We start from the raw sequence: 25987 nt of genomic DNA, 5'->3' as shown, positions 1-25987 counted from the left end.
TTGTTTCAAAAGTAATTTTATTTATAATTTGTGGGGACTAGCCCCCACACCCCCACTTCTTTTGCCGAATAGGCACCTACTCGGTGGTGACCCATACGAAGTACGCCTCGCTGTGCGTGCCGACGAAGTCCACCTTTGGTGTCGGCAGGCGAGAAGCAAAATGACTGCATTTTTCTAGCTTAAACATACAGTTTATACAAAATATAAAACATTTAATTAAATTATAATTAATATTATTTAATTTAACATAAAATAATAAACTTATAAAATTATTTGTCAAGTAGTTTTGAAACAAGTCTAATACTTATAATTAGTATCGGAAAAAATAATGAAAAATTATTTAAAAAAATAAAGACCTGCTATAAAAAGCAAGCCTTTAATAATATATAAAATTAATTTTTTTCATTAATTACTTTCTATATCATTGTATGTAGTAGTATTTTCAGTATCATCTATGCTATTCCATATAGTATTTAATTTATCCTGAAGTATAGCAGCTGCTACAACATAAACTAAAAAGCCTAATATTACTAATAATGAACTGCTGTCTTCACTATTATCCATGCCTGCTTTTGCAGTCATTTCTAAATAAACTATTTTACCATATTTATAATACCAGTATAAACTATATATATTGCAAGTTACTAAAACAAGTATAAGCTCCAAAGCAGGATTTATATCTTCCCTCTCCATAAAATTTTTTATCTCATCGGTAGTTTTATAAATCCAATAAAGATAATAAATACCGCATGTCACCAAACTTAAAATTACAACCATAGGGACACTTCTAACTATACCTTTTTTCATTTTTAACCTCCATCATATATTTTTATTAGGGAATTTATTATATATTATTCATTAAAAATAAACAATACTTTATAAAATTGTATTTTATAAAGTATTGTTAAATTTCAAATTACTTTAAATGAACTAAAAGTTATATGGCAATAATTATAAATTTTGATCTTCAAAGAAAGTTTTATATATGCTTTTTATAGCTTTATTTAAATCATCATCTTTTACGCCTATCATAATACTTACTTCGCTTATACCTTGGTTAAGCATTTCTATATTGATATTGCATTTTTCCATAGAATGCATAGCCCTAGCAGAAACACCTACACATTGCTGCATGCCTTCTCCTACAAGCATTATCAAAGCAAGTCCATGTTCAAAATAGATATTATCAACATTAAGTTCATCTCTTACCCTTTCATATATACGCTTTTCTTTTTCCGGAGTAATAGCAGAATTTCTAACTATTACAGAAATATTATCTATTCCTGAAGGAGCATGCTGATAAGGTATATTTTCATCTTCTATTATCTCTAAAAGTTTTCTACCGAAACCTACTTCTCTGTTCATCAAATATTTACTTACATAAAGACAAGAGAAATCATCTTCACCTGAAACACCAACTACAGGATTAATACTTTTATTTCTGCTTGCAACTATTCTAGTACCTTTAGCAGAAGGGTTATTAGTATTAAGTATATGTACAGGTATATTGGCTTCATAAACAGGCTGAAGTGCCTCTGCATGAAGAACATTAAATCCGCCGTAGCTTAATTCTCTCATTTCTCTATATGTGAACTCATCTATAAGTTTTGGATTATCCACTATATTAGGAGCTGCCGCAAAAACACCGTCTACATCAGTAAAGTTTTCATAAACTTCTGCATTAACTGCTTTAGCCAAAATAGCCCCTGTAATATCACTGCCGCCTCTAGGAAAAGTTACTACATCGCCTTTTTCTGTATATCCAAAAAATCCCGGAAATATTACCAAAGCAGATTCATCTTTTAATTTAGACAAATTGGCATAAGATTTTTCTAGTACCGCAGCATTACCAAATTCTTCAGAAAGTAAAAGTCCTGCATCCTTAGGATTAACATATTTAGCTTTAACTCCTATAGAATTAATATAAGCTGCTATTACCTTAGCACTTAAATCTTCACCTAATGCCTTAACTCCGTCTGTAAACTTTGTAGGAAGTGATTTATCTTCTGCTATTCTATTTAATATATCATTTTGCATCTCTTCTAAAAGTTCATGTGAAAGAGAAAGTTCATCTATGATATTTTTAAATCTTTCTATAATAATTTTTAATTCTAATTTTCCATCTTTTCCAGCAATGATAGTCTCAGCAAGCGTAATAAGCAAATCGGTTACCTTTGTATCTTCTTTGAGTCTTTTTCCTGGGGCAGATACTACTACTATTCTTCTATCTTTATCTGATAATACTATATCTACTACTTTTTTTATCTGGCTGGCATTTGCTACTGAAGAGCCTCCGAATTTTGCTACTTTCATCTTGCTAAAATCCTCCGTATTTAGTAAAATTTATTGAATAAATTACTATATATAATAACATAAAATGATTTTTATTTCAATTATTTTATATATGTTTTTTATTTTTTAATAAAGTATTAATTATAGATAAATAATTAAATACATTAAGGAAAAGATTATTTGTATTGATTTCTAAAAATAAAACATCATATCATGTAAAAATTTTTATTCTAATAATAGCTTGGGTGGGTGCCTACAAATTCTAATTAGGCTATAAATATAAACAAATTTAAAATTCAAAATGATTCTATAAATTTTAAAGGGTGGGGATGTAAATTAAGTTTTTATAAAAGAATATTGTAAGGTGAATTTAATATATTTATCCATGATAAGCTTACTTCTCAAGCATAATAAAGTTGTATTATTAAATTTATTCATAATTTTTTGTTTTACTTATTGCACAGAGAATAGTTTTTTTATTTAAAAATATGTAGTGGGTATTAATAAAAAAATAAATGGAGCTAAGTTATAAAAAACAAAAATTTTATAAGTACATAATATATAGCTTAAAAAATAATATTTAAACTATTCTATATAAATAAAAAATCAATTAAAAGGAGTTTATTTAAATTATGAACAAAAAAATATCATATACTTTATTTGTTTTATTTTTATCTAGTGTTTTATTTATAAGCTGCAATAACAATGATAAAACAGGCTCAGAAACAGCAACTGGTATAGCAAAATATGCAGGTACTTGGATAGTCAATATAACTGATCCGGCAGATTCTGGAATGGATGGTGCAAAGTTAATAATAAATAACGATGGTTCCATTACTGATAATGATGGTTATAAAATACCTTCTTCACAAATAACTGCAGATTCTGAATCATCATATACTGTATATCAAGAAATAAATGATACTGATGGAACAACAGCAAAAGCAACTATGAATATAAAATTCACTTCTACAACTTCAGCGAATATCGATATTACAGAGGTAACTACTTCGCCTAATGCTTCAGAAGAAAGTGCAATTTACAAAGGTACTTTAACTAAACAGCAGTCTTAAAGTTTTTATTATTTAAATGCCTAACTAATTAATTTATAATTAGTTAGGCATTTTTTATCTGTACATATACATAAAAAACATTTTTTAGTCATTGTTTTTAATATGAAGTTCAGATTAATATAAATTAAGTTTCTAAATTCAATTACATTCGCCCGACATCTATATTTATAATTTAAATTTGCAATTTTTATTTTTTATTTCTTTACTGATTAATTAGAATCTAAAGTACCCGCCCAAGTTTTTTATAAATTAAAAATTCATTCACCGCATGCAGAATTATATTCACAAATACATACAATAAAAAATATAATTATAATTTTCTATAAAATCTGATTACCATGCGAAAGTTAAATAATGCTTGATTAAATTTCATAATACCTTATTATTAATAATAAATATTTATTGATAATAAGGAATAACTATGAATATATTTGCTTTTACTAAAAAAGGTACTAATACAAAAATAAATACAGATACAATACTCTTTAATAATGAATCAATATCAGGAAATCCATTAATCATAGATAATCAAAATAACTATTCTCATTATATAAATAATATTGAAGGCACAGCAATTTCTCTTGTTTCTGACGGACTTGGTGATACTTTTGCTTCAAAATTGGCTGCATATATTTATAATGAAAATTTTTTAGATTTGCTTGAACTTGTAGGAGAACAGGAAGTATCAAATTGGATAATGCATAATTTTATTAAACTTGAGGTTATAGCAGCTAGGGATTCTGCTGATGATAGAGAAAAATCGATGGCTGGAGCTTCTATTGCTGGGGTTTTATATCATAAGTTTGCTGGTATTTTTGTATTTAATGCAGGAGACTGTAAAGTCTTTGCCGTTGGGAAAAATAGAGTAATGCAGATAAGCAGGGATCATATTAGCGGTAATGCTTTAGAAAATTGTGCTTGTGCAGGAGGAGGACATTATATAACTATAGAAGGTGCAAGAAGAAATCCGAATTATAATTATTTTATAGCTTCTAATTCTATGATTGAATTATTATTAAATGAATACGAAAATATTGAAAAAGCTATTAATGATATAATGAGTTCTTCAAATACAGAAGAATCATTAAATAAAATTAATAAAATTACTGAAAACAGCAGTGATAATGTAAGTGCATTAGCATTATTTAATATTTTTGAATAATAAAAATTTAGGATTATTTATGAAAAAAGGTACTATAAGACCTATACCAATAGTTTTTCTTTTAAATATCGTAACCTGCGGTTGGTATTATCTTTATTGGATATACAAAACTTCATCTGAAATAAAAGATTTCACTGAAAGAGAAGATTTGAATCCGGCATTAGAGCTGATTCTTGGAATAATTACATGCGGACTTTATTTTAAGTATTGGTATTATAAGTACGGAAAAATCGTTTATAAAGAAATGCCTTTAAAAGTTGGTATGAATAATACTGAAGACAAAACAATTATTCTTGTAATTATAGATATTTTAGTTGCTGTTATTTATTATTTTAATATTATGATTAATGTTTTATTTTTAACATTGGTATTATATGAAAATGCATTAACAGAAGAGAATTTAATGAATCTCTTTAGCCTTATACCTACAGGATTAATTTTTATAGTAAATATTTCTTCTCTTATAATGCAGGATAAACTTAATAATATTTGGAAGTATATTCAGTAATTGTTCTATATATTTTATTATAAAAAAGAAATTAGAAGACGGCGGAATGTATGAAATTTAATTACATACCCCGCCCTCTATTTTTTATAACTTCAATTTTCAATTTTGTTTTCTATTTCTTTACTGATTAATTAGAATTTTTAGCACCCACCCAAGTTTTTTTAAAATTTGGAATTCATATAACGCACGGTTAATGAAATTTAAAATATATATTAATTAATAATACTATTTTTATTATATTAAAAAATCTGCTCACCGTGCGGTAATTAAAATATCAATAACTTATGCACTTACATCTATGAAATTAAACTCTTTAACATCAAAAAGTCCGTTCGTTGTAAGTTTAATTTCTGGTATAACAGGCAAAGCCATAAATGATAAAGTCATAAAAGGATCTATTTCTCTGTTAACATTAAGTTCATTATAGGCAAGTTCATGCATAGAATAGATTTTTTGTACTATATTATGAGGAGAATCATCAGACATAATACCTGCTATTTTTAATTGTAATGTATCAAGAACTTTTCCATTTTTTACTGCCGTAATTGCACCTGAACATTTTTCTATTTCTTTTATCGCTAATATTATATCCTCATCATTATCACCTACCGCTATTATATTATGAGAGTCATGCGAAACACTTGTTGCTATTGCTCCGTTTTTTAATTTGTAATTTTCTATTAATCCTAAACCTATTTTACCTGTAGCCTTATGCCTTTCAACAACAACCAATTTTAATATATCAACACTCTTTCTGTATTTAAAATATCCGTTTTCAACTCCTACAATTCTTACACTTTTCTCTGTAAGCAAATCTTTATTAACTATTCTTATAACATTAGCCTCATCTGATTTTAATTTTATCTGTATATCATCAACAGTAATAGGAGCAATATTTACTGTATTAAAAATATTATCATTATAATTATCCTTATCTGTTTTAACTAAATACTTTCCATTTTCTGAAACCAATTTGCCATCTATAAAAACTTTATTAACTTTGAAATCTTTTAAATCATCAAATAAAACAATATCAGCCTTGTACCCAGAAGCAATCAAACCAATATTTTTAAGCCTATAGCATTCGGCAGCATTAATAGTAGCCATAGCAATTGCACTAAATACATCAAGACCATGCTCTACTGCTATTTTTAAATTATGAGATATATGTCCATATTTCATTATATCGTCTAAATGCTTATCATCAGTACACATAGCACATCTTCTTGAATTGCTTTGATTAACTCCCTGTAATAGTGAAGCTAAATTCTGTGCAGCAGATCCCTGTCTTAAAAGTACATACATTCCATTAGCTATTCTTGCCTTTAAATCTTTAGCAGATACACATTCATGATCTGTATAAACTCCAGCTGCTCTATAAGCATTCAAAGTTTTTCCGCTAAGCATAACACCATGCCCGTCTATAATCTTATCCGCATTGATTGCCGCAAGTAATTTTTTTAGTACATCTCTATCAAGTGATAATACTCCAGGAACATTCATCATCTCAGCAAGTCCGAATATATCTTCATCATTTATAAACTCTTCTATTATATTAGAATCAAGTATTGCACCTGCATCCTCAAAGCTTACAGCAGGAACGCATGAAGAAAGCATAAACTTAAATTTTAAAGGACTCTTTTTGGCAGACTCTATCATAAATTTAATACCGCCAATACCGCATACATTAGCAATTTCATGCGGATCAGTTACAATTAAAGTAGTGCCGAAAGGAATAACCGCTTCGGCAAAATTAACAGGTGTACACAAAGACGACTCTATATGCACATGCGAATCTATTAGTCCGCTTGTGGCATAAGAGCCTTTAGCATCTATAACTTCTTTTCCATTATAAGAACCAACACCTACGATATAGTCATCAGCAATAGCAATATCAGCATCCGTAATTACTGAAGATATTGGGTCTACTACCTTACAGTTTCTTATAACCAAATCAGATAAAACCTTACCGCTTGATACTTCAATCATCTTTGATAATTTCTCTATATTCATAAATAGTCCTTACAATAAAAAAATATATATTTAAATATAATAAATAATAATTAGATTTTCAAATTACTTATATAAATATTTCTTTCATTATTGATAAAAATAATATTATATGATCTATAATAGAGCTAAGGAATATAATAATCTAAATTATTATTTATATTCTTTGGCAGGTAATGCACAAAATACATGTAAAATTTTACAAATATATAAATTAACAGTATAAATTATAATATTAAAGGCATCTATATAGTTATTTTCAGTTCATACTTGATTATTTTTTATATTAATATATAATTCCTCTAACATATGCGATTTTATGAAACAACAAATAATAAACGACAATTTCTCAAGTTTTATTCTCTTAAACAAATTTACAACTATTGCAAAAAATATATTGATCAAAAAAATACAACATTTGTATTTTATGGAGTAATTTATGAAAAATAATAAGTTATTTTTTTTAATATATTTTTCATTACTAATCATTTGTATTATAACTTTTATAATTCTATATATATTAGGAGCTAAAGAAAGAGTTGGTTATTTATATAATTTCACTTTTGATATAAATAGAACTTTAGAATTAAATGGATTAAATGTAGAAGAAACTAAAAAAATCTTTACTACAGATGACAAATTAGATAATGATGCTATTATTAATTATATATTTACAAATGAAGCCATTACAAATTATAGATATGGCTTTAAAATAGGATATTATAGCAAAATTTTTAAACATAGTGATATATATGTGGTTTATCCTAATACAGTTCAAATTCTAAAAGATAATAACTTTATTAAAGAAGTAACAATGGATGATAAAGGAGGACCATTTGGAAATTTAATTTCTGAAAAAACATTGGAATATAATGAAAAAATAGATAATATTGTTTACACTTTATCATTAAAAGCAAAATTTGTAAAATATTTTATTTTATTTGTTTGTCTTATTTGTATACTAATATGTACTGTATACTTTTGGAAGAAATTAAAATTATTTCTTTTTGAAAAAAAATATTATATATTAATAGCATATTCCATTTTTATTGCAATTTTTATATTATTCTTAATAGTAAATTTAAATATAATACGTAAATCTAATCTAACAGATTTGCATATAATATCAGAAAGTAAAGCCGGATATGTTTATAAAGCAAAAATAGAAAATTATAAGAATAGTAAATTATTTTCTATAAATAATAATTCTATACAGGTTAATAATACTAACTATATAAAATATTATGGTTATTCTTTAGAAATTACTAATAAGCCTGAAGGTTCTTGGTATAATGATGATAATATTTATTATACAAATAATAATGCCTATATAATAGACAATAAACATGAAACAAATGGATATAAATATAATATACAACTGACTACATATATAGGAAATAAATATAAAATAACTATATTTGCTAATCAATTAGGCAGTAACGGAAATGTTTCATGGTATTTAAATGAAGAAAATAATTACAAGGAAATAAATAATAAAGATATATCTAATGGTAATATAATTTTATCAGATATAAGAAACATATTATCATATACTAATGAATTTGGAAGTCTATATTTAATATTTCCCAAAGGCATAACTGAAGTAGAATCTATTCTAATAGAGAGCTTAAATACTAATTTAAATTTCAAAGATGGATATACTGTATTCACAACAAAAAATAAGATTGATAATAATCAAATCTTAGAAATTAATTATAAAATGAAAAACAAATTTATAACAAATATATTAATATTGTTTATTTTAATGCTTGCAATATTACTTTATATGTATTTTATGTCATTTAACTTAAATAAACTGTTCTATATTTTTATTTTTGTAGTTGGTATTGTTTTATTTATATTTCACTTTTGGTTAGGTTTCCCAGGATATTATAATTATATAGATGCGTTCACAATTATGACAGAAGCTATAAATAATGTTTATAATAATTGGCATCCTTTTATTATAGGGTTAACTTTGCATATTCTATATAAAATATTTGGTTATCATACTTTTTATATATTTTTCATTAACTTATTTTTATGGTATGTTGGATTATCGCTTATCATAGTATCATTATATTATAAGTATAAAAACAAATTAGTAATACTTCTTTTCGCTTTATCATTTTTGGCTAATATATTTTTTGCTAATATAACTCATTTGAAAGATATAACAGCAACTTTATTTTTCTTTTTTAGCATTTCAATACTCATATTCCAAATTATTGTTGATGTAAAAAATAAAATTTTTAATATAATATTAAATGTTATTATGTATATAAGTTTGATATTTGCTCTTTTATGGAGACATAATTTTATAGTTACTATTTATCCTATATTTATAGTTATAGTTTATAGACATTTAAAAAATATTGATAATAAAAAATATTTTCTATTAAAATTTTGTTCTATTATGCTTATAATAGCATTTTTATTAATAGCCATTGTTAAAATATCTCCTGTTTTATTTGCTGAAAATAATAATAAAAGTTATGCTCCTGCTCCTCTTATACTTTACCAAATAGTATGGTGTGCTGTTCTTTCAAATGATGGAAGTTTAATACCTGATGAATGGTATGCCGAAGATAAATCATTTTCAGATGTTGCACCTCAACTATATAAAAGCCCTAGATTAATAGATCATTTAGTTATTGGAGATAATATAATATTTTCTAATTATAGTGATAAAAAAAAATTAAAGGAAGTATTAATAAAATATATTATTAAGCATCCTAAGTCCTATATACAATTCATTGTTAAATTTTCTATTTGGGCTATAGTATATACAGAAATGTTCATTCATGTAGATCAAAATTCTATTCAGAGTTATGGTTATGGTATAACAGATACTTATAAGAAAATTTTTACTGACGATGTAGGAATTAAGTTAAGTCCTATTAAATATAATATTTATTCGTTTTTATATAATAATAAAATATATATTAGGCCATTTTATTCTGTTATTTTATCCATAGCATTATTTTTTATTACAGGTTTTATTTGGTTATTTAGATCAGGATTAAGAGATGACTTTTTATTGTTAAGCTTTTCTCTTGCTTTTTCAGCATTCGCTACTGCAGTTATAGTTTGTTTATTTTCTACATCAGGAATATATAGATATATATCGCCTGTGGTTATTATATCAATATTATCTTTAGTATCATTTTTTATATATAGATTTAAATATAAAAAATAGATATAATATTTAAATTAATTATGGAGTATCAATGAAAAAAATTAAAATGTTTTTAGATAAATATTTTCTAACTAAATTAGAAAAAATAAGCCCTTATTTATATAGACGCATTACTTATGATGGATATAAGAAATTTTCAGAATATGTTGATTTAATAAAACGTAAAGACAGATATTTCTTTCATAATGTAGCTATTGAAATTTCTACTTATTGTAATAGGAAATGTGATTATTGTCCAAATAAAGATTATGAAACACCTAAAGAGTTTATGTCTTGGGAAATATTTAAAAAAATAATTTCTGATTTAAAAGATGTTAAATATTCTGGAGTATTGTATTTAAGTTTATATAATGAACCATTATTTGATGATAGATTGGTTGAATTTACAAAATATGTACATAAAGAATTACCAGAAGTTACTCAATTATTAATAAGCAATGGTGATTTGCTTAATGTTGAAAAAGCTAAGGAATTAGTAGAAGCTGGTGTAGATAAATTTTTAATAACAGTTCATGATAAAAATCCAGAGAGAAATCTAGAGAGATTAAAACCTGTAAAAGAATTTTTAAAAGAAAAAATGAGACTTCAAACTTCAAATGATCTATTTTTGGAAAATAGAGGCGGTAGTGTAGAAATAGATCCCAAAAAAAAGAAAATTGTATATAAAAAATGTCAAGCAATAAGGAGTTTAGTGATTTCAAAAGATGGTAATATAATCCTTTGCTGTCAGGATTATTTCAAGAAATATATAATGGGAAATGTAATGGAGAAAAGTATATTAGAGATATGGAATTCATATAATGATTTAAGAGTAAAACTTTTAAGAGATAATATAGTTGAACTTCCTATTTGTAAGAAATGTTTGGAAAGGGAATAATTATGTATAATATATGTAAATTATGCGGTTATGAAGGAGAAATGAAAGTAAAATCTATTGTGAATGGAAATAATATACTTTTATGTCCTAATTGTACATTAGAATTTATGTATCCTCAAACAAGCGATGAAGAATTAAATAAAATTTATTCTGGTAAAAATTATCCTACTTGCAGTTTTGACAATGGGGCAGAGGAAAATCCTATAACATTGATGAAGAGAAAAACTTTTAATAATGTTTTAAAAAAAATATTACCATATTGTAATTATGGAAATTTACTTGATATAGGATGTTCCAGTGGATTATTATTAGAAGAAGCAAAACTTCTTGGATTTGAACCTTATGGAATAGAAATATCTGAATATGCAAGCAGTATAGCTAAAAAAAGAATAGGAAGTGATAGGATATATAATGGAACATTGGAAACTTCAAATTTTAATAAAAATTTTTTTAATGTGATAACTATGATTGATGTAATAGAACATGTTAGAAACCCAATAGAAACATTAAAATATGCAAAAAATATTTTAAATAGTACGGGGGGGGGGTACATTTTGATAACTACTCCTAACACAGATTCTTTTAGTAGAAAAATAATGGGTAGTAAATGGCATCATTATAACTCTGAACATTTATTTTATTTTAATTTACAAAGCATAAAAAAAATATGCAGTATAGTAGGTTTTGAAATAATTCACTATTCATCACTAATAAAGATTATGAGATTAGATTATATATGTAATCAGTTAAATAGAAGTAGTAATAATATTTCAAAATTAATTAGTTTATTTAGATATGTTCCAATTATTGGAAAAATGAGATTTCCTATTTTAACAGGAGATTTTATTGTAATTTTAAAAATACTTTAAGAGGTTTATATGTATAAATGTTATTTATGTGATTATGAAGGAGAAATGGAAATAAAATCAACTGTAAATAATAGAGATATAGTTTGTTGTCCAAATTGTGGATTAGAATTTATATATGATCAACCTACATTTGAAGAGATAAAACAAATATATTCTAATGAATATTATAAAGCATGGGGCATGGAAGATGGTGAAAATAATGAAGTTGCTTTAATGAAAAAATCAACATTTAGAAATATGTTGAAAAAAATATTGCCTTATAAAAAAAATGGAAATATATTAGATATAGGTACCGCCTCCGGATTTTTACTTGAAGAAGCTAAAAAATTAGGTTTTGAACCTTATGGAGTAGAACTTTCTGAATATTCAAGTTCAATAGCAAAGAAAAAATTTGGTGATGATAGAATATACAATGGAATTTTACAAAATGCCCCATTTAAAAACAATTTTTTTGACATAATTACTATGACAGATTTATTAGAACATATCTCAAATCCATTAGATATACTAAAAAAATGTTATGATATATTAAAAAACGTTGATAATGGCGGCGGATATATTATGATAACTGTTCCGGATACTTATTCTTTTACTCATAATGTTATGAAAAGTAAATGGACACAATACAAATTAGAACACTTATTCTACTTTAATAAAAAGAACATGCAAATAATATCAAAAGATACAGGATTTGAAATTATATATATGAAGCCAGCTGTAAAAACTATGACAATAAAATATATGAGAAATCAATTTAATGTTTATAAATTATTTCCTATAACTCAATTATTTAATATAGTAAATTATATACCTATAATTAATAATTTAAGATTTAATATTAAATTGGGAGAGTCATTAGTTATACTTAAAAAGGTTTAATATGTTTTCTTTAGATTTTAAACTAAAAGTTGACAGAATATTATTTGGAAGCAGTGCTTATATACTGGATCATATAAGTTTATTAATAGGTAAATTCCTTAATAGAAATCATACTATAACAAAAGAAAATATTAAAAATGTTGTCATAGCAAAATATCTTGGTCTTGGAAGTATAGTAAGATCACAAGTAATAATTCAAGATATAAAAAATTCTTTTCCCGATTGTAATGTATATTATTTAACATCTGTAAAAAATAAGAAAATATTTGATATAATAAAAAATGTTGATAATGTATTAACTATTGATGACAGTGGAATAATAAGTATGGCTATATCCACTTTTAAATTAGTATTAAAATTATTAAAAATAAGAGTGGATGCTTTTATAGATTTAGAAGTTTATTCCAGATACTCTAGCTGTATGGCTTTAATGTCTTGTGCTAGAAACAGATATGGTTTTTTTAGACATGATATTCATTGGCATATTGGTATATATACTCATATGCTTTACTTTAATAATCAAAAAAATATAACAGATATTTATTTACAGATTTCTAATTATCTAACTAATAGTAATAATTACAATAAAAAATTACCTGAATTTAATTTCAAAGAAGATAATAAATTAGAAATAGAAAAATATTTTTTAGAAAACTTAAAAGAAAAAAAAGAAAATGATATATACATAGGAATTAATGCCAATGCGAGCGAGTTGGCATTAGAAAGAAGGTATCCTCCGAATTATTTTGTTGAGCTTATAGAAAATTTGATTCTAATTAAAGAAAAGAATATATTTATTTTTTTAATAGGTGCTCCTAATGAGAAGAAGTACTTAGAAGAAGAAATATATAATAAACTTTCTGATGTTGCTAAATATAAAGTATTTTTAACAGCTGGTATATTTTCATTAAATGCTTCTATTTATTTACTTTATAAATTTGATTTATTTATAACTACTGATTCAGGACCTTTACATTTTGCTTATGCTCAGAATATTAATATAATATCTATTTGGGGAACTGGATCATATTTTCATTATGGCATGATTAATTATGATAAAGAAATTTATATGAGTGCAAACGTTTATTGTTCACCATGTTTATATTTAACTGCCAAACCACCTTGTAATGGTAATAATATATGTTTGCAAAAGATATATCCATATGAAATATATAAGAAATCAATAGAAATACTAAAAATATCAGAAAAAGAAAAATATATAGAAAATAAAAAAAATGTGGATCATTCTTATTATTTGGGAAGTGTAATAAGATAATATTGACAATTATCAATTTATAATTTATAATACATAGGTGTTTTTTCTTATGACAAACAAACATAGTAGATAAATATGATTTAGATGTTAAAAATACAGGCGGAACTTACTTATACCATAATGGTTCTATGGCGGAAAAAATTAACAAACAAAAAAATATGAATGCTATGTTATCAATGTATGATTTTAATGGTAAAAATATTTTAGAAATAGGATGTGGTGATGGTACTTTTTCAATAGAATTTGCACAAAAATATCCAAATACTAATATATTATCTACTGACCCTTCTAAAGAAGCAATATATTCTGCCAAAAAATTACAGGAAAAATTAGGTATAACAAATATAGATTTTAAAATAGATAATATATATGAAATGGAAGAAAATAAAAAATTTGACTGTGTAATTTTTATTGTTGTTTTACATCATTTACCTGATCCTGAAAAGGCTATTGAAATAGCTTCTAATTATTCAGATAATCTCCTCATAATAGAAAATAATGGATATGCACCTGCATTAAAAATTTTGGAAAAAGTTTCGAAATATCATAGAGAGCATAATGAAAGATCATTTACACTTGGCAGGTTAAAAAATGGATTAATAATGCAGGTAAAAAAGTTATTAGTTATAAATACATAGATATTATTCCTATGTTTTGTCCAAATTGGTTCGCTGCTTTTTTAAACTTTATATCTCCAATATTTGAAAATAGATCTATATTAAAAAGATTGAGCTGTGCTAGAGTCGTTATTTTTTCTTCTAGTGACAATATTGATAAAAATAAATAGTCTTCTTAAGAATAAAATGATTTACCAACAAATCTATACATAATACAGATATATATTTTAAATTAATGAATTCTATAATAAATCTCATATCATAAATATAATCTAAAAGAAAATTGTTGTAAAATTACACATTATTTTATAATTAATATATTTATTAAATTTTACATTTTTATAGAAAATTAATTCTGTAATTTGCAAATTTATTATATTATGATATAATATCTCAAATATAGGAAATTTTTATGAAAACAAACAAACAAACAAACAAACAAACAAACAAACAAACAAACAAACAAACAAACAAACAAACGGAGTAACTTATGAAAAATAAAAATTTAATAATAAAAATATATATTTTTTTATTATTAATTATCATTTTATTTTTAGTAACTTTTTATTTATTGGGAACAATTAAAAGAACAGGATATTTATCAGATTTTAACTTGAATATAGATAATATTTTAGAAATTAATGGGTTGAATCTGGAAGAAACTAAAAATCTGTTTACTGTAGATAATATATTAGACAATGATGCTCTTACTAATTATATATTTACAAATAAATCTATTACAAGTTATAGTTATGGCTTCAAGATTGGATATTATAGTAAAGTTTTTAAACATAGCGATTTATATAGAGTTTATCCTAATACAGATAAAATTCTAACAGATAATAATTTTATTAAAGAAATAAAAATTGATGAAAAAGGAAGCCCTTTTGGTACATTAATATCAGATAAAAAATTAGATTATAATGAAAGAATAGATAATATTAGTTATACTTTACTATTAAATACAAGATTAATAATATATATAGTCATAGCTTATATAATATTATTTTTGTTTATAGTTTTTTGTTTAAAAAAAATACTATCTGCTATAAATGCTTGTTTAGAAAAAATCGTAATAAAATTGTTATTCAAGAATGCAGTACATAGTATTTTTAATATGTTTAATACTGTTAGTGATAGTATAAGCATACATAGAGAATATATAATAAGTTTTGCTGTTTTTTTTCCTTTTATTATAATAATATATCAGTTTATAGGTTATTCTTTCCCATATTATTATTCTTGGGATTCTACAAAATTGTTTACTAATGATATATTATTAGCATTAAGTAATATTATGCCTGAACACTTTTTAGGTTCAAATTTTATTTTTTTCTTATTGTATAAATATTTATTTATACCATTTGCAAAATTATTCAATTTAGTAAGTATTGTTAATATATCAGGATTAAAAAATAGTTTAAATCCATATCTATCTTTTGTAGAATTATCTGAATATATATTATTAGTTCAGCAAATATTATTTTTAATATTTATAGTATTTTTATTTATCAATATAGTAAAAATAATGAAAATACATAATTATACAAATAAAAAAATAATTTTATATATAATGAGTTTTTTATTTTTAATATCATTATCAATCATAATACATACTACATTTATATATAATACAATAAGATTTGAAACTAATGGTTTATTTTATCCTTTAATATCATTATATTTTATTTTATTAGCTTCAGAAATTAATATTGATTCTAAAAAACATAGAATATATATAATACTATCTGGTATATTTATTGGTTTTGCTTTATTTACTAAAATAATGTTTATATTTTATATAGTATTTTTATATTTTATATATATTGTATTTAATTTTGATAAATATTATATATATAATAATGACAATAATGTAAATTTTTCTATTCCATTAAAAATATTATTTAGTTTGATTATATTTTCTATATTAATGAGTATATCTATAATAATTTATTCACAAAATAAATTATTAAATACTGCTTTTAACCACATTATTTATGAACAGCCAGTCAAACTTATATTAAGTTTAAGTATTTTTCCATTGATTTTGCTAGTATTGTTTATATTCATATATTTAATAAATAAAAATAAAATTTATATATCATACAAGATAAAAGTATTTATATATAATTCACTTATATATTTATTTTCATTTTCTTCTATAGTATTTTTATCACTTTTACTTCCTGAAAAACTTAATTCTATTATTTACGCTTATTTGTTTTCATATGGCGGCGGTTCAACAATAATGTTTATGGGTATAAATAATTATTATTTAATAATAGCATTAATATCTATTGTAGTTTTATCATTTATATTTATAAGATATTTTAATATTTTTTATAAATATATAATAAAATTAATATTTTTAGTTAAAAATGTAAACATTTTAAAAATCATCTTATCAATATTGTTGATATTTCTTTCATTATTCTTAGATCAATTTATGAGAAATGATGAAAAAGATATTATATTATCAAATACAATGTATATTATATCATTTTTCATTTTTTATAAAACTATTTTAGATTCATTAAAATGTAAAAAATTATTATTAATATTACTTATATTTATATTATCTATATATTCTGTAGTAAATATAAATAGATTTAATGAATATAATTCTAAATTAGTTCAAAATCAATTTGTGGATAAAAGTGCATATGTATACACTCAAGGTGAATGGGAATGGAAACTTGCGTTTTATGGATTTAATGCTTATATGATAGCAGATATAATGGATATGGCTTATACTACAGATGAGAGTTGGGATAGTGTATCTTATTGGTCTAGGAATGTGCAGATGCTAAAAAGATTAATTAAGCAGGTAGAAATAAAAAACAATTCATTATCATATACTTCTATAGCTAATACAAATTCGATTATAAGTCACAATTCTGATGTTATTTCAAGTATAGATAATAATATAAAGGGAGGAATTCTTATACCTCTTACTGATATTTCTAATAATATATATTTAAGAGATGATTATGACTTTTATTATATATCAGATAAAGAATATAATAAAGAAGATACAAGAATGAGATATTTAGACTATGATTTTTCTGTCAATGGAAATAAATATTTTGTGTATAAGCTTAGTATGTCAACTTGGCAGGAATTAAATTTTGGATATAATGGAAATTTTACATTTATAAAAGATGAAGATTTTACTAATGCTTTTATATTAATAAATGATAAATTGGCAAAAAAATTATAATAAATATTTATGAATGAGGTTAATAAAATTTTATGTATTATCATATTAAATGTTATGTATTTATATGTGATGGAAGTTATAAAAATTATTCTTTATATATAGATTTAATTAATGAAGAATTTTTAAAAGGATTATAATCAATGGAAAGACAAGTACCTGAATATGAATATAAAGAATATTTTAGTAAGAGAAATGATTATTGCCTTTTAATACCAACTTGGAATGAAGGTGAAAGAATAAAGATAGAACTTAATCGGTTAAAAACAGCAGATATACCAAAGCAAATAGATATATTTTTACTTGATGCTGGAAGTACTGACGGATCTATAAATGATGATTTTCTTAAAGAAATAGGAGTTAGAGCAGTACTTACCATAAGAATGAAAGGGCAGGCTAATGCATATAAGGCAGGATTTTCTAAAGTATCCGATGAAAAATATAAAGGAATAGTTACTGTAGATGGAAATAATAAAAATAATGTAGAGCAAACTATGGAATTTGTAGAGCTATTAGAAAAAGGCTATGACTTTGTACAAGGATCAAGATTCATAAAAGGCGGACATCATGAAAATACCCCGCTATTAAGATTGCTAGGAATGAAATTGTTCTCAAACCCATTAATTTCTATGTCTTCCGGATTTAAATATACAGAAATTATGTCTTCATTTAGAGGCTATAAAATGGATATAATAGATGATGAAAAAATAAATGTATTTAGAGATATATTTCAAACTTGGGATCTTCTACTTTATTTGTCTAATAGAATACCGCAATTGGGATATAAAGTAATAGAAATACCTCAAATTAGAGTTTATCCAAAAAAAGGAAAAACACCAACTAAAATCAATGTAATTGGAAATATAAGAATTATAATTCAATTAATAAAAATAGCATTAGGGATTTATAACTATAAATAAAAAAGGAGAAAATCATTGTGAATAAAGATGATAAAATATATATAGCTGGTCATAGAGGATTAGCTGGTTCTTCTATTGTTAGAAAATTAAAAGAAAATGGATTTAATAATTTAGTATTGAGAACATCATCTGAAATAAATTTGTGTAATTATAATGATACATTAGAATTATTTGAATCAGAAAAACCAGATTATGTGTTTATGTGTGCAGGTACAGTAGGCGGCATAATGGCAAATAAAAAATACCCTGTTGAATTCACCCAAAATAACATATTAATGGCTATAAATGTTTTAGCTTTATCTCATAAATATAATGTTAAAAAACTATTATATTTAGGAAGTTCATGTATATATCCAAAAGAATGTAAACAACCTATAGAAGAAGAGTATTTAATGTCAGGAAGATTGGAAGACACTAACGAAGGATATGCTTTAGCAAAAGTTACAGGTGTTTATTTAACCTCATATTACCGCAGAGAATATGGAGTTAATTTTATATCTTGTATACCATCAAACTTATATGGTATAAATGATAATTATGATGATAATAATTCCCATGTAGTTTCTTCTCTAATAAAAAGATTTCATGAAGCTAAAATAAAAAATATTAATGAAGTTACTGTATGGGGTGATGGAACACCTTTAAGAGAATTTACATATACTGATGACTTTGCTGATGCATGTATATTTTTGATGAATAATTATGATGGTGAAAGAAATGTACATGTTGGAGCCAATTATGAATATAGCATATATGAATTAGCAAAAATTATCGCAAAAGTTATAGATTATAAAGGAAATATAAAATTTGATACTTCATATCCAAATGGTATGAAAAGAAAAGTACTAAATAGTGATTTTATTTTAAGTATGGGTTGGAAACCAAAAACATCATTTGAAGATGGATTAAAATTAACATATAAAAATTATATAGATAATTTAAATAAAAATAATTTAAGAAAAAATATAATTAGGAATGATTTGTTATGAAATATGAATTAGCAACTTTAAGTTGGGATGAAAAAGAAAAAGAAGCAATAAAAAAAATTATAGATTCAGATATGTATACAATGGGAGAAAATGTATATAAGTTTGAAGAAATGTTTTCCCAATATGTAGGAAGCAAATATGCTGTTATGGTAAATTCAGGATCTTCAGCAAATTTATTAATGATAGCTTCTTTGTTTTATTCTAAAACATTTAACATAAAAAGAGGAGATGAGGTTATTGTTCCTGCCGTATCTTGGTCAACTACTTATATGCCATTAAAACAATATGGATTAAAATTAAAATTTATAGATATAGATATTAATACATTAAATTTCAATATAACTCAATTGGAAAAAGCTGTTACAGATAAAACTAAAATAATATTAGCAGTAAATTTACTTGGGAATCCAAATGATTTTAATTCTATAAATAAAATTATAGCAAATAAAAATATAATATTATTAGAAGATAATTGTGAATCTTTAGGTGCTGTATATTATGGAAAACAATTAGGGACTTTTGGTATTATGGGGACATATTCAACTTTCTTTTCACATCATATGACCACAATGGAAGGCGGAGTAATAGTTACGGATAATGAGGAACTTTATCATATACTTCTTTGTTTAAGAGCACATGGCTGGACTAGACAGCTTCCTAAAAATAATAAATTATGTATCAAATCAGATAATCCATTTGAAGAAAGCTTTAGGTTTATTTTGCCAGGATATAATGTAAGACCCATTGAAATGAGCGGTGCTATAGGAATAGAACAATTAAAAAAATTACCGAATTTTATAACTGAACGAAGAAAAAACGCCGCTTATTTTACTAATAAATTTAGTAATGATAAAAGGTTTATCATACAAAAAGAAATAGAAAAGTCTAGTTGGTTTGGATTTTCTTTTATTATAAAAGATAATTCAGGTATTTCAAGAAAAGATATTATAAATAAACTTATATCAAATAATATAGAAGTTCGTCCAATAGTTAGCGGTAATTTCTTAAAAAATGAAGTCATTAAATACTTTGATTATGAAATATTTGAAAATGTTCACAATGCTGAATTACTAGATAAAAATGGATTTTTTGTAGGAAATCATCACTTTGATATAAGAGATAAAATAGATTATTTAGAAAAAATATTAATGGAGTTTAAATAAAATAGTAAAAATAAGTTTTCTATATAATTTTCAAATAATATTTCAATTAATAAAAGTTGCTATAGGTTATTATAATGTAAAAAAGTAATTGTTATTTTTCTGCCTTAAAGTATAATACTTATAAAATAAAAAAATTATAATAATTACAATGTATACTAATATTCTAAAAAATAATATGTGATTTTCGTTATATCATATATAAAAAATTATTATTTGGATTTTTATATGGAAGATAAAGCATATAATGATATAGATGACTTAGAAGATAATCCATGGTGGTTTAGAGTTAGGCGAGAAATAGTTACTGATATAATAAAACGATAGTAATAATTGCTGTTTACTAGATATTGGATGTGGAAACGGACATTTATTAAAAGATGCTTGTAAATATGTTAATAAAGCTATTGGTATAGAAAAATTTGATTATTCAAAGCCAAAGTTTAATAATATTTTAAATATATATATTTTTGATAATAATTTTTCAGATAATAGTTTTGATATAATTACTTTTTTAGATGTCATGGAACATATTGAAGATGAAAAGAAATTTTTACAAGAGGTAAAAAGGTTAATAAAGTCTGAAGGAACAATTATAATTACAGTGCCTGCATATCAATGGTTATTTAGTAATTCCGATATATTTTATGGTCATTATAGAAGATATAATTCAAAAACATTAAGAAAAGTTTTAGAAGATAATGGATTAGAAATACAAAAATTATCATATATGAACTTTTTTCTATTTCCATTATTTGCTTTGGTAAGAATCATAGATAAAGTATTTAATAGAAAAAAATTTGAATATGGTGAATCAAAATTAACTAATACTATTTTATACGGTATTTTTCATATAGAGAAATCTTACTTAAAAATTTAATTTACCATTTGGTTCTAGTTTGTTAGCTATTTGCAAAATTAAATAAAATTTTGTATAAAAATATTCAAATTTGTCACATATGTTATTTGTAATATTATATAACAATAATTCAAACAAATATAGATATTTATTATAAAAATTAAAAACTTTTGATGTTATAATATTGACTTTGATTATGTGTTAATATTTTATAGTATTATATTATATAGATTTAAAATATATAAAGTTTAAAAATACTAAAATAAAAGCCTAGATATTGAATAATAGCTAGGCTTTATTTATTAATTTTAATTTAATTATTCGCTTAAAATTTTTCTTAAAACTTCATTAACAAGTTTAGGGTTGCCCTGACCTTTAGTAGCTTTCATAGTCTGACCTACTAAGAATCCGAATGATTTTTCTTTACCTGCTTTGAAGTCAGCAACTGATTTAGGATTTTCTTCTAAAACTTTTCTGATTATTGTTTCAAGCTCTCCTGTATCACTAACTTGTTTAATGCCTTTTTTCTCTACTATAGCAGAAGGAGCCTCACCTGTTTCGCACATATCTTCAAAAATCTCTTTGGCTATTTTACCGCTTATAATACCTTCATCTATAAGTTTGAAGATTTCAGCAATATGTTCTGGTTTTGGTTTGAAATCTTTAATAGTAAGAAGCTTTTTATTTAGGTATGCATTAACTTCAACCATTATCCAGTTGCTTATTTTTTTTGGCTGTTTAGGATATGCTTTAACAGCTGCCTCATAATAGTCGGCTAAAGCAGCATCTTCTGTAAGAACTACTATATCCTGATCTGGTAAATCATAATCTTTTTTAAGTCTTTCGCGTTTTTGCTGCGGAAGTTCTGGAAGCTCTTTTTTAGCATTTTCAATCTCTTCATCTTGAAGCACTAAAAGAGGTATATCAGGGTCTGGGAAATATCTGTAATCTGCAGCACCTTCTTTTGAACGCATACCTTTAGTAGTGTTCTCTTTAGCATCATAAAGTCTTGTCTCTTGTAAGATTTTCTCTCCATTGTTTAGAGCTTTTATTTGTCTTTTAATCTCATAGTCAATAGCAAGTCTTACATTTCTAAAACTGTTCATGTTTTTTACTTCAGTTTTAACTCCTAGTTCTTTGCTTCCTTTAGGACGAATTGAAACATTGGCATCGCATCTCAAAGAACCTTCTTCCATATTACAGTCAGAAACATCAATGTATTTGAATATTTTTTTAAGCTCTGTTAAATATTGATAAGCCTCTTCTCCTGTAGAAATATCCGGTTCGCTTACGCATTCTATCAAACAACAGCCTGCGCGGTTTAAATCTACATAGCTTAAAGGTCTTCCTGTATCATCATGTACAAGTTTACCTGCATCTTCTTCCATGTGTATTCTGTTTATTCTTACGCTTTTATTATAGGAAGAGCCGTCATCATTAAGTACAGTAATATCAAGATGACCTTCTGTACAAATAGGTTCGTCCATTTGAGTAATCTGATAGTAGGAAGGCAAATCTGGGTAAAAATAATGTTTTCTTGCAAATCTGCTTTTCTTTTGAATAGTGCAGTTAGTAGCAAGCCCTGCTTTAATAGTCTTATGCACCATTTCTTTATTAACTATAGGCAAAGTACCTGGGTGAGCCTGACATCTTGGACAAGTAAGAGTGTTTGCAGGAGCACCGAAAGTATTTGGGCATGAACAGAATGCTTTAGTTTTAGTATTAAGCTGAACATGCACTTCTAATCCTATGACTGCTTCATATTCCATATTAATTAATCCTAATTATAAAGTAATTTTAAAAAATATTATGTTTATTTTATATGAATTTGTATTTTTTTTCAAGTACAGCAAAAATTAAAAAATCATTTACCCAAAAACTCATCGCTTCTAAAATGTTCTAATGATAAAATATTATGATTTATAATTATATCAAATAAACATTTTACTATACTTTGAAAATGTAAATCTATAAAGTTAAGGGCATCTTTTTTATGCTTTATAAAATTTTCTATTCCTTTATTTTCATTTATTCTATGAGTTAAAGTGTTTCTAATCTGACTAACAGCTATATAATTATCAGGCATTTTTTTATTTATCTGATATGATCTGTAATGATAGCATAAAGTATATTCTTTTTCAAAATAATTTACTTTTTCTAATTTAGTATTTTTCCATTTATTTACTTCATTTAAACAGTCCTCTGCTGATTCCACAAAATCAAATAATTCTCTTATAATAATATCTTTTCTTAAGATACTCATAATCCTGTATAATTCTATTAATACTTCTTTATTTAATATTTCAATATCATAATTTAATAATTCAGTTTCTGCTCTTTTATTTATTAAGTCTATTAAAATATTTTTATATACAGAAAAATCTTCCTCTTCAAATATTTTATTTAACTCATTTATATTATCAGTATTCAAATTATGAATTGAGTTAATCATATATTTAGTAAAATTAAGCTCAAATTTATCTTCCTTTCTTAATAATATTTTCTTATAAATATCAGAATTTTTAAAATCCGATATTATATTAATACAAGTATTATAATCCCCTATTTCATAAGATAATTTATATCCAAAGTATTGAAAACAGATATCATACCAATGGCTATAATATAAATTTTTTAATAATAATTTAGAATATCCTAAAGGAGCATGTCCTTTTTTCTCCATTTCATTTACTTCCCATATAGTATTTATCATAGTTTTAATAGCATATTTTTTATCTCTGCAATAATTTATTCTTTCTATAGCTGAATTATACCAGTGACAGGCATCTCTTCCTGAAATATCATTTTCTCCTTTAGATTTATAAATAGATTTTCCAAATAATATTCTATATGAAAAATTATACGAAATATTTATTTCTTTATTATCATAATATTTAATTAATAACATATATGCATCATCATATCTATTTTTTCTTAGATATAAACTTGATAAACTTAATATTGCATTTGTAAATTCCTCTTCATCTAATGTGCTGCCTTTAATTATTTTTTCATATTTCTTAATTTGTTCTTCTTCATCATTACAAAATAGCGAAGAATATAATCTTTCATATTCTTCTAAGTTGGCAGTTGTTAACAAATAATTTTCGTATTTCCAATGATATATATGCCATCTTATTTCTTCTTCATTGCAATATTTACTCAAATAAAAATGATAATATTTATAAGGCTTTATTGTTTCAATCAAAAAATTGCAATATTCTTTTATTTTAGAGTTATATTTATCTTTATCTTTTCTATAATAATAAAATATTATATGATACACCAACCCTATTTTATCAATATCATCGTAATTAGAACTTTCTATTATATTAACAGCTTTTTCCTCATTAATAAAAGAATCAAGCGACATAGATAATATATATTTATTATCAGGATAATTTTCTAGAGACTCGCACAATAATTTTACAGTAATTATTGGATCATCATATCTGCTGCGGCATATATATACTAATAATTCATATATATTAACATCTATTTTTTCTTTTTTATTTTCCTTATATTTTTTTATATCTATTAGTGCAGGCAGTAGATATGAGTAATTATCATAAAAATTAGGATCATAAAAATGATAAAAAAGCAGTTTATATACTAAATTAATTATCTGCAAAAAATCACACAATGCTAATTCTTCATTTAGGTATTTATCTTTTATAATTTCAAATCCTTTTTTCCACTCTTCAACATTTTTTTTATTAAAATCACCATTATTACCAAAAGTATAAAATAACTTTATATATTCAGATACTACTTCTTTATTAAAATCATAATATAATTCTTTTTTATTCATATAGTTAGTCTCCTATTATTGTTATACTCGCCTTCGCTATTATAAGCCAGCAACTAAAGTTACTGGCTGCTTCGGCTCGCTTGTTATTGTTATACTCGCCTTCGCTATTATAAGCCGGCAACTAAAGTTACTGGCTGCTTCGGCTCGCTTGTTATTGTTATACTCGCCTTCGCTATTATAAGCCGGCAACTAAAGTTACTGGCTGCTTCAGCTCGCTTGTTATTGTTATACTCTATCATTATTGCTAATAAAAATTGTTCGCCTTTATG

The 25987-nt window shown here is 24.2% G+C and carries 18 protein-coding genes and 1 pseudogene; 14 read left to right on the top strand and 5 right to left on the bottom strand.

Annotated elements, in window-relative coordinates; translation table 11 throughout:
- Nucleotides 1–405 precede the first annotated feature (405 nt).
- Both A966_RS01530 and A966_RS01525 read right to left on the bottom strand, forming a co-directional pair.
- On the bottom strand, nt 406–807 hold the full coding sequence (locus tag A966_RS01530; protein WP_008721789.1) for a DUF4234 domain-containing protein: 402 nt from the start codon (nt 805–807) through the stop codon (nt 406–408).
- A 144-nt stretch (nt 808–951) separates the two neighbouring features.
- Nucleotides 952–2313, bottom strand: coding sequence for an aspartate kinase (locus A966_RS01525; RefSeq protein ID WP_008721787.1), 1362 nt, complete (start codon nt 2311–2313; stop codon nt 952–954).
- 611 nt (nt 2314–2924) lie between these two features.
- Here A966_RS01525 and A966_RS13135 point away from each other — a divergent pair.
- From A966_RS13135 to A966_RS01510, 3 genes are all read left to right on the top strand, one after another.
- Complete coding sequence (locus A966_RS13135) at nt 2925–3365, top strand: hypothetical protein (RefSeq protein ID WP_008721784.1); 441 nt, start codon at nt 2925–2927, stop codon at nt 3363–3365.
- A gap of 421 nt (nt 3366–3786) precedes the next feature.
- A complete protein-coding gene (locus tag A966_RS01515) occupies nt 3787–4527 on the top strand; it encodes a PP2C family serine/threonine-protein phosphatase (protein WP_008721782.1) in 741 nt (246 codons plus the stop codon).
- A gap of 19 nt (nt 4528–4546) precedes the next feature.
- Nucleotides 4547–5035, top strand: coding sequence for a DUF4234 domain-containing protein (locus tag A966_RS01510; RefSeq protein ID WP_008721780.1), 489 nt, complete (start codon nt 4547–4549; stop codon nt 5033–5035).
- A gap of 282 nt (nt 5036–5317) precedes the next feature.
- Here A966_RS01510 and ade read toward each other — a convergent pair whose 3' ends face one another.
- The gene (gene ade, locus A966_RS01505) at nt 5318–7048 is read right to left on the bottom strand and encodes an adenine deaminase (RefSeq protein ID WP_008721778.1); all 1731 of its coding nucleotides are present in this window, start codon (nt 7046–7048) and stop codon (nt 5318–5320) included.
- Nucleotides 7049–7484: 436 nt separating this feature from the next.
- Here ade and A966_RS01500 point away from each other — a divergent pair, with 436 nt between their 5' ends.
- The 11 genes and pseudogenes from A966_RS01500 to A966_RS01450 all read left to right on the top strand — a co-directional run.
- Nucleotides 7485–10244 carry a hypothetical protein gene (locus tag A966_RS01500; protein ID WP_008721776.1) on the top strand — a complete coding sequence of 920 codons (2760 nt, stop codon included), beginning with the start codon at nt 7485–7487 and terminating at the stop codon, nt 10242–10244.
- A 31-nt stretch (nt 10245–10275) separates the two neighbouring features.
- A complete protein-coding gene (locus A966_RS01495; RefSeq protein ID WP_008721774.1) occupies nt 10276–11121 on the top strand; it encodes a radical SAM/SPASM domain-containing protein in 846 nt (281 codons plus the stop codon).
- 2 nt (nt 11122–11123) lie between these two features.
- Entirely contained in the window at nt 11124–11990 is an 867-nt protein-coding gene (locus tag A966_RS01490; RefSeq protein WP_008721772.1) for a class I SAM-dependent methyltransferase, read from the top strand.
- 9 nt (nt 11991–11999) lie between these two features.
- A complete protein-coding gene (locus A966_RS01485) occupies nt 12000–12869 on the top strand; it encodes a class I SAM-dependent methyltransferase (protein WP_008721770.1) in 870 nt (289 codons plus the stop codon).
- A 1-nt stretch (nt 12870) separates the two neighbouring features.
- Entirely contained in the window at nt 12871–14145 is a 1275-nt protein-coding gene (locus A966_RS01480) for a glycosyltransferase family 9 protein (protein ID WP_008721768.1), read from the top strand.
- Nucleotides 14146–14273: 128 nt separating this feature from the next.
- Nucleotides 14274–14783, top strand: a complete 510-nt coding sequence (locus tag A966_RS01475; RefSeq protein ID WP_081588926.1) for a class I SAM-dependent methyltransferase — start codon at nt 14274–14276, stop codon at nt 14781–14783.
- A gap of 469 nt (nt 14784–15252) precedes the next feature.
- On the top strand, nt 15253–17982 hold the full coding sequence (locus tag A966_RS13130; RefSeq protein ID WP_008721765.1) for a hypothetical protein: 2730 nt from the start codon (nt 15253–15255) through the stop codon (nt 17980–17982).
- 140 nt (nt 17983–18122) lie between these two features.
- A complete protein-coding gene (locus A966_RS01465) occupies nt 18123–18899 on the top strand; it encodes a glycosyltransferase family 2 protein (protein WP_008721763.1) in 777 nt (258 codons plus the stop codon).
- Nucleotides 18900–18916: 17 nt separating this feature from the next.
- Entirely contained in the window at nt 18917–19888 is a 972-nt protein-coding gene (locus A966_RS01460) for a GDP-L-fucose synthase family protein (RefSeq protein WP_008721762.1), read from the top strand.
- Nucleotides 19885–21051, top strand: coding sequence for a DegT/DnrJ/EryC1/StrS family aminotransferase (locus tag A966_RS01455; RefSeq protein ID WP_008721759.1), 1167 nt, complete (start codon nt 19885–19887; stop codon nt 21049–21051). Before A966_RS01460 ends, A966_RS01455 begins: the two co-directional genes overlap by 4 nt.
- A gap of 334 nt (nt 21052–21385) precedes the next feature.
- A pseudogene (locus tag A966_RS01450) lies at nt 21386–21928 on the top strand (class I SAM-dependent methyltransferase); the annotation flags it as partial.
- A gap of 296 nt (nt 21929–22224) precedes the next feature.
- On the opposite strand, the gene gatB reads toward A966_RS01450, so the two are convergent.
- Together gatB and A966_RS01440 are read right to left on the bottom strand one after the other, a co-directional pair.
- On the bottom strand, nt 22225–23676 hold the full coding sequence (gene gatB, locus A966_RS01445; protein ID WP_008721755.1) for an Asp-tRNA(Asn)/Glu-tRNA(Gln) amidotransferase subunit GatB: 1452 nt from the start codon (nt 23674–23676) through the stop codon (nt 22225–22227).
- Nucleotides 23677–23771: 95 nt separating this feature from the next.
- On the bottom strand, nt 23772–25718 hold the full coding sequence (locus A966_RS01440) for a hypothetical protein (RefSeq protein ID WP_008721752.1): 1947 nt from the start codon (nt 25716–25718) through the stop codon (nt 23772–23774).
- Nucleotides 25719–25987 lie beyond the last annotated feature (269 nt).

It is taken from the genome of Brachyspira hampsonii 30446, from assembly GCF_000316195.1.
GTDB lineage: Bacteria > Spirochaetota > Brachyspiria > Brachyspirales > Brachyspiraceae > Brachyspira > Brachyspira hampsonii_C.
The sequence above is the reverse complement of the archived record's forward strand: the minus strand, read 5'-3'. Positions and strand labels throughout refer to the sequence as shown.

Excerpts from the sequence above, each read along its gene's own strand:
- A966_RS01530 (WP_008721789.1), bottom strand. The coding sequence starts at position 807 with ATGAAAAAAGGTATAGTTAGAAGTGTCCCTATGGTTGTAATTTTAAGT.
- A966_RS01525 (WP_008721787.1), bottom strand. The coding sequence starts at position 2,313 with ATGAAAGTAGCAAAATTCGGAGGCTCTTCAGTAGCAAATGCCAGCCAG.
- A966_RS13135 (WP_008721784.1), top strand. The coding sequence starts at position 2,925 with ATGAACAAAAAAATATCATATACTTTATTTGTTTTATTTTTATCTAGT.
- A966_RS01515 (WP_008721782.1), top strand. The coding sequence starts at position 3,787 with ATGAATATATTTGCTTTTACTAAAAAAGGTACTAATACAAAAATAAAT.
- A966_RS01510 (WP_008721780.1), top strand. The coding sequence starts at position 4,547 with ATGAAAAAAGGTACTATAAGACCTATACCAATAGTTTTTCTTTTAAAT.
- ade (WP_008721778.1), bottom strand. The coding sequence starts at position 7,048 with ATGAATATAGAGAAATTATCAAAGATGATTGAAGTATCAAGCGGTAAG.
- A966_RS01500 (WP_008721776.1), top strand. The coding sequence starts at position 7,485 with ATGAAAAATAATAAGTTATTTTTTTTAATATATTTTTCATTACTAATC.
- A966_RS01495 (WP_008721774.1), top strand. The coding sequence starts at position 10,276 with ATGAAAAAAATTAAAATGTTTTTAGATAAATATTTTCTAACTAAATTA.
- A966_RS01490 (WP_008721772.1), top strand. The coding sequence starts at position 11,124 with ATGTATAATATATGTAAATTATGCGGTTATGAAGGAGAAATGAAAGTA.
- A966_RS01485 (WP_008721770.1), top strand. The coding sequence starts at position 12,000 with ATGTATAAATGTTATTTATGTGATTATGAAGGAGAAATGGAAATAAAA.
- A966_RS01480 (WP_008721768.1), top strand. The coding sequence starts at position 12,871 with ATGTTTTCTTTAGATTTTAAACTAAAAGTTGACAGAATATTATTTGGA.
- A966_RS01475 (WP_081588926.1), top strand. The coding sequence starts at position 14,274 with ATGGCGGAAAAAATTAACAAACAAAAAAATATGAATGCTATGTTATCA.
- A966_RS13130 (WP_008721765.1), top strand. The coding sequence starts at position 15,253 with ATGAAAAATAAAAATTTAATAATAAAAATATATATTTTTTTATTATTA.
- A966_RS01465 (WP_008721763.1), top strand. The coding sequence starts at position 18,123 with ATGGAAAGACAAGTACCTGAATATGAATATAAAGAATATTTTAGTAAG.
- A966_RS01455 (WP_008721759.1), top strand. The coding sequence starts at position 19,885 with ATGAAATATGAATTAGCAACTTTAAGTTGGGATGAAAAAGAAAAAGAA.
- gatB (WP_008721755.1), bottom strand. The coding sequence starts at position 23,676 with ATGGAATATGAAGCAGTCATAGGATTAGAAGTGCATGTTCAGCTTAAT.
- A966_RS01440 (WP_008721752.1), bottom strand. The coding sequence starts at position 25,718 with ATGAATAAAAAAGAATTATATTATGATTTTAATAAAGAAGTAGTATCT.